The 17,958-nt window shown below is 47.8% G+C and carries 21 protein-coding genes; 5 read left to right on the forward strand and 16 right to left on the reverse strand.

Annotation, left to right across the window (positions count from 1 at the left end):
* Positions 1–14 precede the first annotated feature (14 nt).
* The 4 genes from rdgB to EBR25_01875 all read right to left on the reverse strand — a co-directional run bounded on the left by rdgB (position 15) and on the right by EBR25_01875 (position 2,836).
* On the reverse strand, positions 15–635 hold the full coding sequence (gene rdgB / locus EBR25_01860; protein NBW39728.1) for an RdgB/HAM1 family non-canonical purine NTP pyrophosphatase: 621 nt from the start codon (positions 633–635) through the stop codon (positions 15–17).
* Entirely contained in the window at positions 635–1,600 is a 966-nt protein-coding gene (locus EBR25_01865) for a CPBP family intramembrane metalloprotease (protein NBW39729.1), read from the reverse strand. Before EBR25_01865 ends, rdgB begins: the two co-directional genes overlap by 1 nt.
* Before the next feature lie 226 nt (positions 1,601–1,826).
* On the reverse strand, positions 1,827–2,564 hold the full coding sequence (locus tag EBR25_01870) for a sigma-70 family RNA polymerase sigma factor (GenBank protein NBW39730.1): 738 nt from the start codon (positions 2,562–2,564) through the stop codon (positions 1,827–1,829).
* Positions 2,561–2,836, reverse strand: a complete 276-nt coding sequence (locus tag EBR25_01875; GenBank protein NBW39731.1) for a hypothetical protein — start codon at positions 2,834–2,836, stop codon at positions 2,561–2,563. The genes EBR25_01870 and EBR25_01875 overlap by 4 nt, the downstream gene beginning before the upstream one ends.
* A 193-nt stretch (positions 2,837–3,029) precedes the next feature.
* On the opposite strand from EBR25_01875, the gene EBR25_01880 reads away from it, so the two are divergent.
* Both EBR25_01880 and EBR25_01885 read left to right on the forward strand, forming a co-directional pair.
* On the forward strand, positions 3,030–3,836 hold the full coding sequence (locus tag EBR25_01880) for a hypothetical protein (protein ID NBW39732.1): 807 nt from the start codon (positions 3,030–3,032) through the stop codon (positions 3,834–3,836).
* Positions 3,837–3,909: 73 nt separating this feature from the next.
* A complete protein-coding gene (locus EBR25_01885; protein NBW39733.1) occupies positions 3,910–4,260 on the forward strand; it encodes a hypothetical protein in 351 nt (116 codons plus the stop codon).
* A gap of 63 nt (positions 4,261–4,323) precedes the next feature.
* On the opposite strand, the gene EBR25_01890 is transcribed toward EBR25_01885, so the two are convergent.
* From EBR25_01890 to EBR25_01940, 11 genes are all read right to left on the reverse strand, one after another.
* Complete coding sequence (locus EBR25_01890; protein ID NBW39734.1) at positions 4,324–4,860, reverse strand: hypothetical protein; 537 nt, start codon at positions 4,858–4,860, stop codon at positions 4,324–4,326.
* Entirely contained in the window at positions 4,850–5,119 is a 270-nt protein-coding gene (locus EBR25_01895; GenBank protein NBW39735.1) for a hypothetical protein, read from the reverse strand. Before EBR25_01895 ends, EBR25_01890 begins: the two co-directional genes overlap by 11 nt.
* A 43-nt stretch (positions 5,120–5,162) precedes the next feature.
* Complete coding sequence (locus EBR25_01900; protein NBW39736.1) at positions 5,163–5,705, reverse strand: hypothetical protein; 543 nt, start codon at positions 5,703–5,705, stop codon at positions 5,163–5,165.
* Positions 5,706–5,720: 15 nt separating this feature from the next.
* The gene (locus EBR25_01905) at positions 5,721–6,338 is read right to left on the reverse strand and encodes a hypothetical protein (protein ID NBW39737.1); all 618 of its coding nucleotides are present in this window, start codon (positions 6,336–6,338) and stop codon (positions 5,721–5,723) included.
* Positions 6,339–6,366: 28 nt separating this feature from the next.
* The gene (locus EBR25_01910; protein ID NBW39738.1) at positions 6,367–6,612 is read right to left on the reverse strand and encodes a hypothetical protein; all 246 of its coding nucleotides are present in this window, start codon (positions 6,610–6,612) and stop codon (positions 6,367–6,369) included.
* A gap of 5 nt (positions 6,613–6,617) precedes the next feature.
* Positions 6,618–7,280 carry a hypothetical protein gene (locus EBR25_01915; protein NBW39739.1) on the reverse strand — a complete coding sequence of 221 codons (663 nt, stop codon included), beginning with the start codon at positions 7,278–7,280 and terminating at the stop codon, positions 6,618–6,620.
* Positions 7,281–7,387: 107 nt separating this feature from the next.
* Positions 7,388–8,434 (reverse strand): hypothetical protein, encoded by a 1,047-nt coding sequence (locus tag EBR25_01920; GenBank protein ID NBW39740.1) that lies wholly within the window; start codon positions 8,432–8,434, stop codon positions 7,388–7,390.
* Positions 8,435–8,463: 29 nt separating this feature from the next.
* Positions 8,464–8,724, reverse strand: a complete 261-nt coding sequence (locus EBR25_01925) for a hypothetical protein (protein NBW39741.1) — start codon at positions 8,722–8,724, stop codon at positions 8,464–8,466.
* Positions 8,721–9,629, reverse strand: a complete 909-nt coding sequence (locus EBR25_01930; protein ID NBW39742.1) for a hypothetical protein — start codon at positions 9,627–9,629, stop codon at positions 8,721–8,723. Before EBR25_01930 ends, EBR25_01925 begins: the two co-directional genes overlap by 4 nt.
* Positions 9,630–9,674: 45 nt before the next feature.
* Complete coding sequence (locus tag EBR25_01935; GenBank protein ID NBW39743.1) at positions 9,675–10,757, reverse strand: FHA domain-containing protein; 1,083 nt, start codon at positions 10,755–10,757, stop codon at positions 9,675–9,677.
* A 26-nt stretch (positions 10,758–10,783) separates the two neighbouring features.
* The gene (locus EBR25_01940) at positions 10,784–12,118 is read right to left on the reverse strand and encodes an FHA domain-containing protein (GenBank protein ID NBW39744.1); all 1,335 of its coding nucleotides are present in this window, start codon (positions 12,116–12,118) and stop codon (positions 10,784–10,786) included.
* A 307-nt stretch (positions 12,119–12,425) separates the two neighbouring features.
* On the opposite strand from EBR25_01940, the gene EBR25_01945 reads away from it, so the two are divergent.
* Positions 12,426–12,794: a response regulator gene (locus tag EBR25_01945; GenBank protein NBW39745.1), complete on the forward strand. Its 369-nt coding sequence runs from the start codon at positions 12,426–12,428 to the stop codon at positions 12,792–12,794.
* A gap of 50 nt (positions 12,795–12,844) precedes the next feature.
* On the opposite strand, the gene EBR25_01950 is transcribed toward EBR25_01945, so the two are convergent.
* Positions 12,845–13,177, reverse strand: a complete 333-nt coding sequence (locus tag EBR25_01950) for an FHA domain-containing protein (protein NBW39746.1) — start codon at positions 13,175–13,177, stop codon at positions 12,845–12,847.
* 1,066 nt (positions 13,178–14,243) lie between these two features.
* Between EBR25_01950 and EBR25_01955 the strand changes: the two genes are divergently transcribed.
* Both EBR25_01955 and EBR25_01960 read left to right on the forward strand, forming a co-directional pair.
* Complete coding sequence (locus tag EBR25_01955; protein NBW39747.1) at positions 14,244–15,749, forward strand: Rne/Rng family ribonuclease; 1,506 nt, start codon at positions 14,244–14,246, stop codon at positions 15,747–15,749.
* A 388-nt stretch (positions 15,750–16,137) separates the two neighbouring features.
* Positions 16,138–17,952, forward strand: coding sequence for a GAF domain-containing protein (locus EBR25_01960; GenBank protein NBW39748.1), 1,815 nt, complete (start codon positions 16,138–16,140; stop codon positions 17,950–17,952).
* The last annotated feature ends 6 nt before the right edge of the window (positions 17,953–17,958 follow it).

The following is a 17,958-nucleotide window of genomic DNA, read 5'->3' on the forward strand; positions in this document are numbered from 1 at the left end:
AGGAGCACAGCACTCTATCGCATGCCCCTCTCGTGACTTGCTTGCAAGTGTGCTCGAAAGAGATTCATTGCTTTCACTCGGTGGGTTTCAAAAGTCGCGTCTTCTTGCTTTATCTGAGCCAGCGTTTTTCCGGTTCCTGTAACTTCAAAGATTGGATCATAACCAAACCCCTCCCCTTTACGAGGAGTTTCTGTTATCGCCCCTTCGAGCTCCCCCCGAAAATACGTAGTATCGTTCTCAGATACAGTAAATGCGAGCGTACAGACGAATTTTGCCCTGCGATTCTCCACCCCCTCAAGCTCTTGGAGAACTTTTGCAATGTTGTCATCGAATGTACAATTCTCACCAGCATACCGGGCGCTGTAGAGACCGGGAGCTCCGCCAAGCGCCTCGATTTCTAGCCCTGAATCATCACCAATAGTTGGAATGCCAGCCCATCGAAAATATGCGCAAGATTTAAGTGCGGCATTCTCTTCATACGTTGTGCCGACTTCTTCAACCTCCCCTTGAAAAGGCGAAATCTTCTTCATCTCTGAATACTGTTGTGGCGAGGCAAGGTGGAAGTCTGCACCTTCTAGGTATCGAGTCAAATCTCTGACTTTGCCCATATTTGATGTTGCGAAAAGAAACCACATTACTGACCACCTTCTTTATCACTTTGAACGCAATCTCCATCGCTTCGATTGCGAAAGACACAGTACGTGACGATCCAGACAAGAACAATCGCCAGCCATGAAAACTCCTCCGTGAGCAGATAATACCGACGCCCAGCTCCAGACGGATACTCAAAGCCAAGAGCTGGATCACATAACTTTCCCACTATTTTCACGGTTGCAACCCATCCAGCATGCAATCCAATTACAGGAAGTAACGATCTCGTGCGCTCAAGCGTAGAGCACAGAACTACGCCGACCAAAAAAAGTCCAAAACTCGCTCCCAAGAATCCAGGCTCCATCACCCGTCCGACTAAAAGTCCAAGATAAGAGAATCCGGTAGAGAATTCGAGCTCAGTAAATCCCCATGATTTTACTGGCTGGATGAAGTGCACAATTGAGTACAAGGCTGAAGAAAGACCTGCTGACCACCAAAATGAAAGGTACTGTCGTAAAGAGCGAAAAAGGAAAAAACGAAAAAACACCTCTTCAATAAAAGAAATGAGGAGGGCTGCAGGAATTACCTTTAGCAGTCTCTGGAAAACCGTCCCCCACGAATTATCTGACCACTCAAGAGTGCCACCACTCACTAACAGTGGAACCACACAGAGACTCAAAAAGAATGTAGTAAAAAACCCCAGTATTATTGGAGAAGCTTTTTGTCCCCTCACATGGAGGTGAAAATCATCTCTGTACTTCTCGATATGAAAATGCCGACGCCTCAGAAGAAACAGTGCAACTGCTACTCCCATAATCACCCGATCATAGACGCGAGAATAGGGCCATGGGAGCTCCGGCCATACGGACTGAAGCCATATAAAAAGGGCCGGCGTAATCAGAGCTGATAGAACCAAAGAGCCGCAGACCAAGAGCAACAGCTCAAAAAGAAGTTTGCGAAACGTGGCTCTTTCTTCTTCAAGCCCGAGATGGTGGTTAGCATGTTCCAAATTGTATTCCTGATTATTCACACAGTGTCTAATCAGAGACTATAGTAGAAGCTGACACTGGAGAACAGAGCTCAAGACGTCTGATACCCCTCTTGTCTGAAAATATCGCGGCTTAGGAACAACTTCTCTTACAAAGGTACGATAAGTCTTTTGCTCACTCGACGAGGAGGCAAGGCGCACGTTGCTGACGAGAGTGTGTTTCGTATGAGCGCTTTCCTCTGAGTGTCTATGCAGCTTGATTATCGAGCGCCTGCTCGCTTGCATACCGAGACCGCTTCTTTCTGCGCTGAATTTTCCTCATCTCTTGTAGGCTCGCTCCAGCAGAAGGTCTATCGTCACGCTCAAGGCTCTGTTCGAGTTCAATTTGCAGATTCTCAAGCGCTTTTTTCTTTACGCGAGAGATGTGACACCTGCTGTACCCCAATGAACTGGCAATCTTCATCAACTGCTCGCCTTGAAGAAACAGACGCTCAATTACTTCTCGCTCTAATGGATCTAGTCGCGTACATGCGCTCTTGCTCAGTTCAATCAACTCTTTTTGAAGCAAAAGGTCGTCTGGGTTACGCTGATCAGTACCAGAAATGGCCTCCACTACATCAAGTGCCGTAATGGTCTTTGGCTCTTCACCCTTCTTCCCTTCTATCTCCTGACCAGGTATAAAATTTGCCTGTGCTGCTGCAGTCACGGTACGAATCAAATTCCCCTTCAAATGATAGTATAAAAACGTCATGAAGCTGGCCCCTTTTTCGGGATCAAATCGTTGCACAGCCTCACAAAGAGACAGGTCTACAACACTATCAACTTCTTCAAGATCAAGACGTGCCTGCCACCTTCTCAAAATACTCCGTCCCAGCTTCCGGGCTTTGATTCGATACTCTAAAATCATTTCGTCGTTGAGAGCCTGCTCATTTACCGTTCCCTTCTTTGTCTTCTGTGAACCTTTTCGAGCCTTAACCTTTGTCATGCCACTTCTCCTGTAGAACCTACTGTACTGTTGATTTCAAATAACCTTTCCTGATCAGTCTTACTGAGCTCTTCGATACATGAGACCAGATCTAACAACCCTGCTTGGAGTAATAGTCGAGTCTGTGTAGCTGGAACATCCTCAACGAGCGTAAGCAGCTCTTGAATCGTATCCAGTGCCTGGTATCGTGTTTCTTTTATCGAATTCACTTGATTTGCTCCTTCAACTCGCCTTGCCCCTAAACAAGGAAAGACGGTGTGTGTCAGAGGCATCCCCTGACAAACACTGGTCAGCACTAAAGGACTAGCCGCTTCATAAAAAGTGATAACATATTGTATTTATTCTCTTTATTTATGGCTTTTTTCAGTCACTCGCAAAGAAAGGCGACTTGGTTCAGAAGAGGTTTGTAAGGATGTGTCGGGTATGCGAAAAACAGGGACAGGCTAGCAAAATAGGCACCATCAAATGAGTGAAGATACCCCGCAGGATGACCAAGAGGGTTTATCCATCGAAGAAGCAAACGCACTTGTCGAGGAACATCGAGGCTGGGCTGAGAGTATAGCTCGGTCGGTTGCTCGTGGTTGGAACCTTGACTGGCAAAATGACGGACTCGATGGAGCTGCGATGGAGGCTCTGATCTTTTGCTCGAGACGGTTTAATCCAGAGCGTGGCATCCCGTTTCGTGGCTATGCAAGACGAAGAATACATGAAGCCTCTACTGAAGCAGCCCGAGTATCAAAAGGCTGGACACGCTCGGGGTCTGATACACAGTTTGAACGACTTGCTAAAGAGGTATCGATTGAACTTTTTGAACTCTTTCCCGAACTTCGCAGTGGAGCTATTCCTATGTCGCTTGACCAAGAGGAAGGCGATAAGGCAATGCGCGCGAGCATCAGACAACTCTTAATCGGCGCAACTCTCGTCACCACGCGACAGGGGCTCGCCTCAGCTTCGCTCGATGATATCGTTGATACGAAACGAATGGTGACCTTCTTAGCGCATCTGGAAGTAATTCATCAAATAATCATATGGCGAATGTATTGGCATGGGGATTCAATGAGAGCAATCGCATCCGAGTGGGAAATGGACGAGCTGAATGTAATCCGAGAACATAAGGCCCTTGTCGACCATTTACAGAGGGCAATCGAAAAAAACAGCTCCTTTGAACCGCTAAAAGTCCGACCTGCACTCAGGCCGCTCTCTATTGAAATGAAACAAAGAAAGCAGGCGGGCCCCTTTACAGAACTCTATGCGCAAGGACAGAAAACGTAATGGCCTTTACGCCTCAGGGAAATATCAAAAACCAGTAAGGGAAAAAATCCAGAATGACTGTAGGAAAACAAAAATGAGCGATGAAAAAGACAAGAAAAACGTCAAGGGAATCAGTAAAACACAGAAGACCACTTCCGTATCAAAAGTTGATAACATTGAAGAGGTAAAGAAAGTTGGAAAAACAACTGGTGTAAAACGCTCCGGCAAAACTCCGCAGGCTGGCGACAACCTGCAACGCCTGCGATTTGAAGACCGCGAGAAACTTTTAGGAATGGTTGATGAAGAAGCAAAAAACCTATTCCGCTCAAGCAAGTTGCCAGAGGAGCAAAAACGCCTTATCCGAGAAGCAGTAAAAATGGCGATTGATTCAGCACTTGTTGAGGAAGATGATACCAAGAAGACAAAAGAGGACGAAAAGAATTAATGCACGAGATGCTCCTTGCAGAAACGGCGAGAATTCAACGTTCACAAAAAAAGAGGATCGGCATTAGGAAGTCTTTGAAGAACCGCCTGTTAGCCGTTCCTCGAAACGCAGCACCTGAGCTTCGTATAGCTGCCGAAGCTCAGGTCGCATTCGCTCACTAGCAGCTAGTCGATCTGAAACTTCTCCCAGATATGTTCCCCCAGTCTGAAAGTCTTTTAATTGAAAATGCGCCAAGACGAGGAATAACAAGGCTTCCATCGAAGAGTTCCGTAATTCAAGAGCTCGATGAGCAGCCGAGATAGTCTCCCCGTAATCTTCCCTCATCAAAGAGGCATACGCTATTACCAGCCATGCATTTACATGCGTCGGCTCTATCGACACGAGCCCTCTGGCGACTCTCTCAGCAGTGGCAATCTCTCCGCTTTCTATAAATATTCGACTCAGGGAATAGAGTGCATCCAGCTCTGTTGTGGAATAACCATGGCGAACAATCGCTCGATCCCCCCGAGGCGAGAGTGCTTTTGACGATTCCATCGGTTGATTACCACCACTTACTTCCTCATCCGAAATAGTGGCCTCGGACTTGTTCTCATTTGCCATGATCATCTTCTTGTAAAGCAATCCAATCAATCGCAATCTTTAACATATCACGCTCATCACGCCTCTGTCGCTCTGATTCTCCCATAGTGACCCGCGAATTACTTGCGCCCTCCACCTCTTGCTCGACCCGTTCCATTCGCGCAAGTAACGCTGCACGTAACTTTGGAAGCTCACCAGCATTCTTGCCTTGCGGGACGAGCGCCAACAAGGGGAGTCGTGTTTCATCATGAAACATGAGTTCCTCAATTCGACTTTTCATCTTCTTCCCTTTGAATTACCGATTCGCAGTATTCTTTTTAATCTTAGCTATCACTTGGCCCCTTCAGAAAGGACTTTTGTATAAACACAAGAAGAATATTTAAAAATCCTAAACTTACCACCAAGATCATAGCAACTAAAAACAGATAGGAGTACTCTAGGATTTCGCCTAAATCCCCGTCAGACCGATATAAAAGTGACTCTTGAATGAGCTTGGGGAAAAGAAAATAGACTGCTGCAAAAAAAGCTGAAATGAACACTCCACTGAACAGGAAGTACGCTCCTAAGAGAAAGAACGTGCTCCAATAGGTGCGTGACTGACTCTCTCCTGATGACCAAATAAAAGTATGAGCAGCTTTAGAAAACAGGACTATTGGGACAATTAGTAAGGGAAGAGCAATGACCAACACTATCTCTCGACCACATGCTGATAAACACTCTGCAAGATGACCCTCTAGACACGGCTTTATGGTGAGTGAGAGCTCTTTGAGGAGAGCCTGATAAACGAAAGGGGAAAAGCAAAAAAACGCCACTGAGCAGAGTGTCAGTGTTGCTACGGCATTCCTAAAAGCTGATTCAGACTTCACTCGATTATTATCCTATTAACCGGGCAGTAATAGCTCGTGGAGAAAATATTGGCTTATCGATTGACAAGAAATGGCCAGAAGCAAGAGCACCAGAGGAACAACTGCAATCTGATACGTGATGGAAAAGCTAAGCTCTACTCTATTTCTTCTTACTATTAGGGGGATACTCACGAGGTACACAATGAAAGCGAGAAGTGCGTATACAAGTACATAGGCACAACCCACAAGAATGCCCCACTTCAGAACCATTGAAGTGAAATATGAAAATACAGAGAGAAGAACTTCGGCACGGTGCCGCATGTATATCTCCACAATGCCATGGAGCACGTCTTCACTGAGCAGCTCCGGCAGTAAGAACATCATCACGACACACGGAAGCCACCTGTAACACATGTGATCTTCAAAAAGGTCCCGAAGTCCAACCCTCTCGAAAAGACAACTTATAAGAAGCCAAGTGAGCGGGATAGCACACAGTGCAACGACCGCACACAATAACCCCAAAAAGGAAAAGGGGACCTGAATACTCACGAGGAGAAGACATAGGACAAGACACGGCGCTGCAATGACCGTCATGACTGGAGAGAGGACACAACCGAGAAAGAGTCCAGCCCCTGCTATTGCAAACTCAGTCATCCTACGACACCCTGCTCACAATCCGAGCCTATCCTACCACCAGGTAGAGCGTTCTCGTCTCTTCGATAAAAAAATTAATCATAGGGGCTCCCAGCAAAATTAATGCAAAAAGCGCCCCGATAACTCTTAGTGCATAGTTTAAGGTGTAATCTTGGATCGAGAAGAAGCCCGTTAAGAGATAGCCCAATAGCCCAAATCCAACGATACATCCCGTTACGGGAACCCCCACTATGAGAAACATCCGAATTATCGTTGAGAATACATTCAATTCCATGACATTTATCCTGAAATGTAATCTCCGGCTAGCCTCTGGATTAACATCCCCCAACCATCGACAACCAGAAAAAGAAGAAGCTTCATTGGCAATGAAAAACATAAAGCTGGCAACTGTGTCATTTGCAACAACTGCATCACGTGCACCACGAGGAGATCAATGATCACAAATGGCAAAATGAAGAGAACTCCAAGCTGAAATGCGCCCTCGAGCTCATCCAAGAGAAAACTTACAAGTACAGGATAAAACCCTGACTGCTTCCCTATCTGCTCAGGGTTCGGTGCCGATTCCGTCATTCCCGCACTACTCTTCACTGGCGCTTGAAACTTATCTCGAAGTTCAGACTGCAGCCGTGATATCTCCTCCCTGCGTTCGGGATCCGTTCTTTGCTCAAGAAACGGCACAATACGTTGCTCAAGCATACTCTCTCTTTGTTCTGGAGCAGAGAGGGTTGTCATCAGATTACCTACAGGGACAACAGAATCAACCACAAAGAGAGCGAGAACGGCTGAAAAAATCATAACAACCACGCCCACGGTAGCGCCATGAAACCCGAGGCCAATACGAAAAATTTGAAGAGTCGTAAAACTCTTTAAGAATCCCCCCGTAAGAAGGACTAAAATGATGAGAGCTATCTGATAACTCGCTGCGTTTGCATCAATTCCCATGAAGGGTATTGTGAAGAAAAGAACGTCATTTCACTAGCCGCTATTTTCAGACGCTCATCGACTGGGAAGACCGTTCGAACGGTCTCTTTCATGATTATCTCTATCCGCTATTGCTCTCCGATGACCTTTACAAAGAGCTGAGACTCATAGGCAACCAGAATCCCATGTCCGACCTTTTTATGCGCGACAGAAATATGAATTTTAGGCTGTTTCGCAGAAGATGCGAGCTTATGAAGCGCACCCGGCTGGGAAAGAAGAGCACTCTCAGCTTTTGAAAGTTCTATCTCCTCTAGCTCAAACGTTACAGAAGTCATTCCATCAGCATTCGCGATGCCTTCGTTCGCTTCTCCTCTTGCTTGAAAAACGAGTTGATCATCGTGAGTGAAAAGTGATCCCTCAAGCCATGGCTGCTCATCCATGAGCAACACGACTGAATCGCTACCACCAAAATTGATCGGAAGCGTCTTGCCAGGAACAAGGCTATCACCTACCTCCGAGGGGAGAAATGCAGTGCTCCCAAAAACAACCCTCACACGTGCCCTCTCCTCAGCAGAAGGTATTCCTTTTAATATTTGTGTAATCCACAATTGATCGAGCCTATCCATCAGCCCTTGGCTTATTCCTATAACAAGCGAAAGCTCCTCGCCATTCAGCCGAAAATCAAGCCGAACGCCACCAACGCAAGCCTCTGAAGGAGCACTAACATCACTTTGAAAGCGGAAGACGCCCCCTTCGTTCGCACTCCAAGATGACGCAAGGCTCGTCATGAATCTTCTTGCAAAATATTCTATCATCAGATGTTTAGCGGTAAGGGATGCGGCTGGAGCTTGAGTTCTCGTAATACATTCAGACAAGGACCTCGGAATAAAAAGAGAAACAGTCTCTCCATCAAGACTCCCATGAAAGGCGACTCCCTCTCCGGCATCGAGATCTATGAGCGGAGTAGTTCCGCACTTTTCATGATGTATATCGAAGGTGTGAAAAAGCGGTAGCCAATGAGCAGTAAATCCAGGAAACCATACCTCTGGTTGGGACCGAAGAAAGCCTCTTGAGAAACGGATATCCTCAGCACTTACCGCTGATAGCTCAGTTAACGGATCCCATGCCCGAAAGTCACTCTCCCCGTACTGTTGTTCATCCGACGCAATCGACATGAATTACTCTTCTAATATTCTCTAAACCCTCATTCCTGCAAACGTTCATCCTTCACATCAGCAGTTCGACTTTGCAACTCTTCTAATGCACGTCTCAGCGCGTCGCCCGCTAAAATGTTCCTGAACTCTGGCGATGCGGCCACAAAATCTTTCGCTGCCTTTGCCAGCTCTTCACCTGCTAACGAATCATTGTCAAGATAAAGCTCGGCCTCATGTCCATCGAGCAGCACTGCTATTGCTACCATTGCTCGCTGATGCGCTGAAAGGGAACGAAATTTCTCGAGCTTCATAGTTGCGACCTCCGATCATCATCACGAACATCGAACGGTTGTAACTGTAAGGGCTCGCCGTTACGGAACGAATCAAGGGAAGACATTTGGCCCCGAGAGGCAGTGGTAATGACGCCAAACCAATATCCCCCGAAAATCCCTGCAACAGCAACAAGCACCAAGACACCAAGAAGTGAGAGCACGATAGCTGGATAATCTGCTGCTGCCACTTTCCAGCCAAAGAATAATTCAACCCAATCGAACTTCTCTCCGTCGAGGCTAGCCTCACTAACTCCCTCCCCCTCTGGCTCATGAGAAAAAATCGCCAGATGAATCCTGTCGGCCTCTAGCTCTGGAATAATTGACTGTAGTAGGGCCTGTATTTCCGAGCGAGGAGCGAGAGAGGCATCTTTTACTTTCAAAACGACCGATGCTCCGCGATCTTCCTTCACGACTTGAAGATCATCTGTATTCGTCTTCTTTGCCGGTCTCTCAGAATGGAGTCGCAACACGACTCGAGCAGAGGCGACATCAGGAAGATTCTCTAAGAGGGACTCTATCTGTAGTGAACGCGCAAAATCTAAGCGCACCGCTTCTACCATGCGCGAATCCGGAAGAAATGAACTGGTCGAGAGGGTGGAGAGAACTTCACTGCGAGAGGACTCAGGAATTCCCTTCTCGTGCAAGATTCGGATGGCCGTAGAGAAATCTCTGGGAGCAACCTCCACCAAGAAATTGCCAACTCCTCTTCTCTTCCGAGTGAATGAAGCTTCAATGCCGTTCTTGCTCAGCACTGCTACCACTTCTCGAGCTTGGTCTTGAGAAATGTCCTCAGCAACGGGAACGTCCGAACAGCCCATCATCAAGAGGCTCATGACCACAGCAGCAAAACAATAAACACACAGTCTTTTATTCACGTGAGTCATGGGGTTTTCCTCTAAGCCTCTCGAACGTAACGTGAGAGCGGTATCCTAACCTCGCGGTAAAGATGGAATAAGCGTCACCAGAAACTCTTGCTCACCAAAACGTACCCAGTCTCCATGACCGAGTATGATGGCTTCTTCTTCTTTCCGATAGATGGCATCACCTTCCCGACGGACAAAAACACCTGTCTCACTCATGAGATCCTGTACAAGCAATCCATACTCATCAGAAAGTGTCATGAGCGCATGTGGTGTTGAAACAGAGGGATGATCAAGGACGAAATCTTTATCTTTCAGCGGTGTGCGACTGACAAAGAACTTCCCCTCTCTCAGCTCGTAGCCTACGCCGTTGGCAACCGAAAAACTGACAAGCCACCCATGCAATAACCCTTGATTATCTTGAGCTTGCTGAGCTGCTACAGCTCCCCTAGCAGAGACGCCCTGTTCTCCCATCGCTCCATCTTGGTTTCTGCGCGGCGCTGATTCCTCTCGCCGCCGTCCTTGTCTCCTTTGTTCGCGCCACATACGAGACGCCTCTCCTTCAAAGGTTGCTTCAGCTTCATGAGAAGACTCATCGGGTGTCTTTTGTTTCGCTCTGCCACCGAAAGAGAGCCCTTTCTTGGACGAGCCTCGCTCCATTCTTACTCGCGGAGCAACAGATTCAGTTGATTCTTCCACTCGCGGCTGACGCGGCGCTTGAGTCACTAACGGTGCCTCATCATCATCGACAACATCATCGAAATCCTCTTCTAAAAACCCTGCTTCGTCCCCCGCCTCGAAAATGTCAGAGTCCATTTCCTCCACCAGGTCTTCCTCTTCCTCCTCCTGAATCGCTTCTGGATAATCACTCTCTTCTCTTATCGGCTCACTCGCAGCAAGCTCCTCGTCCTCTTCATCTTCAAAATCCTCAAGATATGCTCCAAGCGGATCATCAAAATCATCCTCAGCTTCAGCGGGAGCGCTTTCAAGGGCAGACTCAGGAGTTGAAAAGTCATCTTCCTCTGCACCTGATGCCAGCTCATCCTCTTCGAGTCCAGCTCCACACATTCTGCAACGAGTCGACACCGCCGGCACAAGACTCCGACACGATGGACAACGAACAAAGGTTAATTCAGTGCTATCAGTGGCCATTTTTTTCTCCTTTAGATAAAAACCCTTCAAAAAAGTAACGAAACAACAAGCATTGACGCTACAAGTAATGCGAGCGCTACAAGAATTCCTGTTACGAGAACTCCTACCCGTTCATACGAACCAAGCGCTAAGAATCCTGAAACAAAACGATTCGGTCTCGTATTCATCTCGAACTGGGAGAGCGCCTCTTGAGGAACTCCAGGGGCAGCCAATGTTTGGCGGCTCGGCACTACTTCTCGCGAATCTCTCTCTTCCCCCTCTTTCTGAGTAAAGGTAGAAGGAGCACCATTGCTCTCAAGGAACATCTCTTCATGCTCTTCCGAAAAACAGATGGCAACGGTAATACCACCGCCAAAATTCAACACACACGGGCTATTCTCGAGGTGAACGGATTCTCCTTGCGTTAGCACCCCACCATCATACGCGAGTCCATTCATACTGAGGTCCGTGATGAGAATATCCTCAAGGCTGATAAATTCAATAGTTGAGTGTTTCCGCGACACATGCGGCGCACCAAGCCAAAGATCACTTGAGGGATCTCTGCCAATCCTGAGGGGCTTTCCTTCTTGAATCAGCAATTTCTGCGGACGAGCGACTTCTGAGAGTGACATCAGCAGCGGATAGCGTTCCTCTGGAAGTATCTGCAGATCAACCTCTGCAGTTTGACGGGGCACTGAGACTTGCTCTTCTTGATCGATTGCATACGCAACAATGCTTCTCCCAATGATAATTGGCTTTCCAGGAGGAATCTGATTTTTCCCTGAAACTTGCTGTGCTCCCACAAAGGTTCCATTTGTAGAACCGACATCCTCAATAAAAAATTTCCCAGCTTCATACGTCACATTGGCATGCCTTGCAGATACATCAGGAGCGTCCAAGCGAAGTGCATTATCTCGATCTCTACCAATCGTCAGCGGAAGATCTGGCGAAAACGAAATAGTGACTGGAGCATCTCCGCTTACCGCCAGCGCAGGGAAATACGGCGCCGGGTTTTCACACGCTCTGCGTAAAATGTGAGCTGCTACCTTATCAAGGGCATCTCCTCGCATAGAGCAAAGGTCAAGATCGAGTGCAGTGATAGAAAGCTGTATGGAGCCCAGGTTCAGGCTCGCTTCCCCATCATATTCCCGATCGAGGTAAGCAGGGGTTTCAACTCGCAAGTGAGAATGCGAAATAAGCGGCTGAGTTCGGAAAGTCCGGCCAATACCTCTATACAGATGAAGTTCATACGGCAGTTCAGCAAGTTCATCGATTAGCACGTGGGCGTAGTCGCTGGCTCCAATGACCGCGTGTGACCTGCGGACGAAGACCGTTTCAGTATCGGCCCCATCACCATTAAAAGTTATTTCTAACGAAAACATACGGTGTCTACTCTCGACCAGAATGGCCGTAAACTCATGGATTTAAGCCCCAAGAATTCAAAGTTTTAATAAACCATCATTCGCATCGAACAGAAAGGTTATGGCAAAGCAAGAACAAGAGGAATCGTACAAAAAATTCTTAGGAAAAATGAGTTGATTCTAAGAAAGTTCTGTAGCTAACCTCCTGATTATAGAACATGGTTTATTTTTCTGGCTCCGACTTGGAGAAACTCATGCACTCCTTCATACCATGCCTGCATCTAAAAAGTTTCGAGGTATTTCGTTTTGAGTTACAAAGGCGCCTGCCATGACGAGACACAAGAAGATTCTCATTATCGATGACGACATGATCGCTCTAGACATTGTCGATCTTCTCTTCGAAGAGCATGGCTTTGAAGTTATTCGCAGCTCAGATGGCTGCCGCGCAATCTCTGCTATCGATGACACCGCACCAGACATCGTTTTGGTTGACTTGATGATGCCAAAGATGAGTGGTCAAGAGTGCATTCAAGCACTGAGAGCCAAAGGGCTAAACGTTCCAATCGTCGCCTTCACCGCTATTGATGATCCTGAAGTGCATGCGGATGTCGAAACCCTCGGGGGGAGCCTCGTATTAACGAAGCCATGCAAACCATCACTCCTCTTGAAGGAGGTCGAAGCTCTTCTTGACGCTTGAGGCTAAAAAGGCTGTTCTCTCTTCTCTCAGTTACCCCAACCCTACGTGTTCTATTCATCCCAAGAGACCTGAAGCGCTATTCTCCCTATAAGAATTTGATCGCCATCCTGCAGCGGGTAAACTTTTCCCTCTTCAAGCTGCACTGCTCCATTCAAGATTGTGCCATTCAGACTCCCCATATCGATAATCGAGAGTTCATCACCCGACATCTCAATGGTGGCATGTTTCCGAGAAACCCGAGCATCCTCATCAATCGCGTCCAAATCTATTTCTGGAAACACTCCGGCAGTCGGATCCCACCGTCCAATGAGATTTTGACCCTCTCGAATTGGATACTGCTTCTTTTTGCGCTTGCCATCCCATATCTGTAAATAAACGGACATGCCCCCATTGTCGGACTTTCAGACGAGAGAGGCAAAGATTTTTCGACTCCAATCAATTCGCAATAGGCATCAACATTTGCAACCCTACGGTAGAGTGCCTTCTTTCTTCTCCCTTTTCTGCTTCCTCTGAGCCGGGAAAATCATCCTATAAAAAAGGCTATGGGGGCTCATCAGAGGCGAAACAACAGCATCTGAGCGGCTGCCCATTTAAAAGGTGTGTTATCTCAATTAGTTAATCATATTTGCTAATTGTCCTGAAAAAGGGTCTGATATCATACTGGTGTTTCAGGCAAAGACCCCGTGTCTAAGCGTACATGTACGTGCGTAGCTTTGAACTGACTTAAGAGCTTCAAACCGACTTACGCCTCAAGCGAAGTGGCAAGCTTCTGGTCAAACCCTACGGCACGGAGAGTGCCTGAAACGAGTTTTCAGTTCTAAAATTTAGTTAACGATTGGGAGAGGCACCTCATGAGAGGTAGCAACTTCAACCAACAGAAAAGGCAATTCACTTCCCTCACGTTAGGGGCAGGCTATGCAGCAGCACGGTCGTGGCAAGACCACGTTGCGGCACAGTCTGCACAAGACCATGCTGTACAAGACCACGCTGTACAAGACCACACAATCCGGTCTGTTCAATTAACAGATTACAATCCGACCTCAGCTAAGCCCTTTGGCTCAAGTGCCTTACGGGAGCGTAGTGGGACTTCGGACAAGACCGAAAAGATGGTCAGAAAGATGGTCAGACAGTGCAAGACGTATCAAACTTCGGAGAATACGAGTCAAGTCCGAAGAAAACGATTACTCGTGCACATCCCTAATCTGAAGGCTATGAGAGAAACTCCTCGCCCCGTACCACTGGCAGGGTCCACAGTCTCAATGGGCTCAACAGTGGAGAGGAAGATGGTTTCTCTACGCGGTTCAAAAGCAAAATCGTGCGATGGCTTTGAACGCGCCTATCCACAACAGGCTACGTGCAGACAGAAGCTATCGATGATCGATGAGCTGTATGCAAGCCCCCTGCTGGATAATAGCTCCTTTGCAAGATGGTTGAAGACTCCTCTTCCGCATGTGTTTGGGAGATTACATGAGTCGAAAAATGCTTATCAATGCAGTTCACTCCGAAGAGTGCAGGATTGCTATAGTAGAGGACAAGCAACTTCTAGAGTTAGAAGTTGAATCAACAGTCGGAAAAAAGTTAAAGGGGAACATTTATCGCGCAAAGATTGAGCGGTTAGAGCCAAGCCTTCAGGCGGCCTTCCTTAATATCGGCACCGAGCGTAATGGCTTCTTACAGATCAACGATATTCACCCTGGATACTTTGAAAAGCGAAGTGGCAGAAGAAAAGGAAGAGGCCCAAATAAGCGTCCAAATATTCAAGACGTGCTCAGTCCAGGGCAAGAACTTATAGTCCAGGTCGTTAAGGAGGAGCGAGAGCTCAAAGGGGCAACTCTTACCACGTATCTCTCACTTCCTGGTCGATATGTAGTGCTCATGCCTGGCAGCGACCGAGGCGGAGTATCTCGAAAAATTAGCGACTCGCGGCAGCGCTCGCGCCTTTCCTCATTGGCCTCTGAGCTCGAAATACCAGATGGCATGGGGCTCATCGTGAGAACCGCTGGCTTGGACCGCTCACAAGCGGATCTCTCGCGGGACCTATCCCTTCAGCTCACTCTTTGGGAGAAAATACTTGAAAAAGCTCAAGATGCTTCATCTCCATCCGTACTGTACAGTGAAGATGATCTGGCCACGAGAGTGATTCGTGACTACTTTACACCAGAAGTACGAGAGATCGTCACCGACACAAAAGACACCTACCAACGCGTAAAAGAGTTCGTGAATCAGGTCATGCCTCGGTATCGTTCACGAATAAAACTCTACGAGGATGAACAACCACTTTTTTCATTCCATGGGATTGATGAACAGGTTTCAGATACTTTCAAAAGCGAAGTGCGATTGCCTTCAGGCGGTGCGATTGTCATCGATACACTGGAGGCGCTAGTTGCGATTGATGTGAACTCTGGGAAAGCGACCGCAGGCGGAGGAATCGAGGAGACAGCGTATCGCACCAATCTTGAAGCGGCGGACGCAGTTGCTCGTCAACTACGACTGAGAGACTTGGGCGGGCTGATTGTAATCGATTTCATCGACATGCTTGACCGTAAGCATCGCTCCGAAGTGGAGCGGCGAATGGCAGATGCCGTGAAATCCGACAAGGCTCGGATTGAGGTTGGAAAGCTCTCTAAATTCGGGCTCTTAGAGATGTCCCGTCAACGGCTTCGAGCATCACTCTCAAGTCAGAGCCACATGAAATGCCAACACTGTGATGGGAACGGAAAGGTGAAGAACCCAGAGCTTGTTGCGTTAGAAGTTCTTCGAAAAATTCAGAGTGCCGTCATTGTCGGACAGGTCGGCATGGTAAAAGCCCGACTTGCTCCAACTGCAGCACTCTTTCTGCTCAACAACAAGAAGTTTGAACTCTCCCAACTCGAGAAAGAACACAGCGTCAATATTTTCATTCTGGCTGACGGTCGCCTAAGAGCAGATGAGTACCAGTTTGAGATGGAGAAGTAACGGCCCACCGCCTTGTCGAGACACGTGAACGAAATAGGAAAGAGGGTTCTCTTGAGCTCTCATCCTTTTCGATCGGAATGGGGGCGCGTCAACTCCTGAGTGCTGCACAGCTCCTGCTCAGCACCAAGACCCGACACCTCTTGGTGGCTCACCCATGTGAGAATTATAATGAACGACTCTGGTGCAGCTGAGCCTGCCGGCCATGAACCGATTCGTGGAACGAGCTATCCAGCAGCTCGTTACGCCTCTCAAAAACTCCCTCAAAAAACGGTGTCAAGTCTCAGAAAATACGTTGCCGAGCGCACCGGGCTTTGTTAGCTTTAAGTAGCTTAAATAACGCGAGAACCTTCTCACTGTACGGACAAACAATTTTCTAGTAAGGCAACCTGTGTCGGCCACCGCCAAAAAGCTCGTTCAAAGCCACCACTCATTCCAACAAGCACCCCTTCCATTTGCCTCAACTCATATCGAGAATGAGTTGGATAACACTCAAGAATTGGCAGGTTCTCATGAGAGCCTTTCTCTTGTTTCACCGTCAGAAACTAACCTGCGGCAAGACTCCAAGCCGACACTGAGCACTGAACAGGAGGCGCTTGCTTCTGTCAGCAATCCACAAAACGTGGATTCGGAATTTGTTACTCCTCTACAACATCAAGGCTGCAACTTCGAAGAACTGAGATCTGATCTTTCTCAAACGCTAAAGCTTGCGGCAAACGCCCTTGAAACTCACTCGGTATTCCTGCTCCTACCGAGCAACGTTTTTGAACGGATCGTACAGGGAAGCGAAAGCGATCTTTTTCGTAATGGGAAACAGGAGTCTGAATACGGCCACGAAGGACTCTTCCCTCTTGCAAGTCAGACACTATCGCCAACAGCTCTTCCAAAAAAGCAGAAGGTCATTACAGCGGGTCCAGCGCTTTGGGTCGCAAAGACTGGAAAGCCTCTTCATATCTCTCCCTTTGAGATGGATGCTACTGGCCTTGGCATTTATGGAACTCATATTCCACTCAAAAGTTTTGCCGCTGTCCCCTTCGGGAATAATGGAAAGGCATTGCATCAAAATCCCCAAAACTCGGTAAAATATGGAGTTCTTGCGGTCGATAGCATGAAGGCTTACAAGTTTACGCCCCTTCAAATGAAACTTCTCCAACAGATCGGAACTCAAGTTGAGAGGCTAATCGCTCTTCACTTCGAACGAGATGCACTTCTTCGAAGAAGTGACCCTGAGAGCAGTCAGCCTCATAGTAGTGAGCCTCATAGTAGTGGTCACACCTTGCCGAGCTCCGAGAAGGTTGCCAGCGAGTTTTCGCACTCAGCGCTCATGGAGCTAACATCAAATCAATTTGAAGACACCCTGAGAACACTCCTCTCCGATCAGAAAGAAAGGACTCTCTCTGTCACCTCGATCCGTTTCTCTCTCGATATGTGGCGGCCTTCTCAGGAGGTCGCATCGGATTCCCCAAACAACCCGACCCAGCCGAAAGAAGACCAAGCAAAAGACGATACGTCGTCTGGTGGAAGCTTGCTTTCTCGTCGCATATCAGCGGAACACCTGCTCGCCATCTCCGTGCACTTACAACATGCATGGCATGAAGCGAGTGTCGCTTTTTTCAAATCACTTCAATCTGAAAAACTTGAGGGCGAGACAACGGGTGAGCACCAAAGCGCGGCCTCGCTCATCTTCACCCAAGAAATCGTACTGGTATGCGATCACTTGCGCAGCGCCATGCTCACGAAGAAAATGCGCGCCCTGTTTCTCTTCTTTCTCCGTAAAAGGCTCCAATACGTAACAACGGATCCTCGAGAGGAAGCATTCGAAGTCCTCGTCAATGAAATCATCAAATCTTCAAGTGACACCCTGACAAATCTGAACAATGGAAGCGGGTGTCTGAGGGATTGGCTCGCAGATGCCTTATCAAAGAGTACTGGCTTTTCCTCAAACACCAGTGGTGGCTCTTCGCTACCGAAGAGACCCCCCTCAGCTCTCTATAGATGGCTCCGAGGAGAAGGAAGAGGCAACGCTACGCGGCGTCACCAGAAACCATTCAATTCTCAGACCTCCGAGCAGCAAACGGGGACTCAAGGATTCGCTCGCTCAACTCTTCATATTGAGGCAAATAGTGCGGGAAGAAAAGGCATGCTGGAAACACTTCGAGGAAGGTCCATAAAGCAGGTAAAGAATTTCAATCATCAGTCATCATAGCGAGAA

Source organism: bacterium, from assembly GCA_009926305.1.
Taxonomy (GTDB): domain Bacteria; phylum Bdellovibrionota_C; class UBA2361; order UBA2361; family RFPC01; genus RFPC01.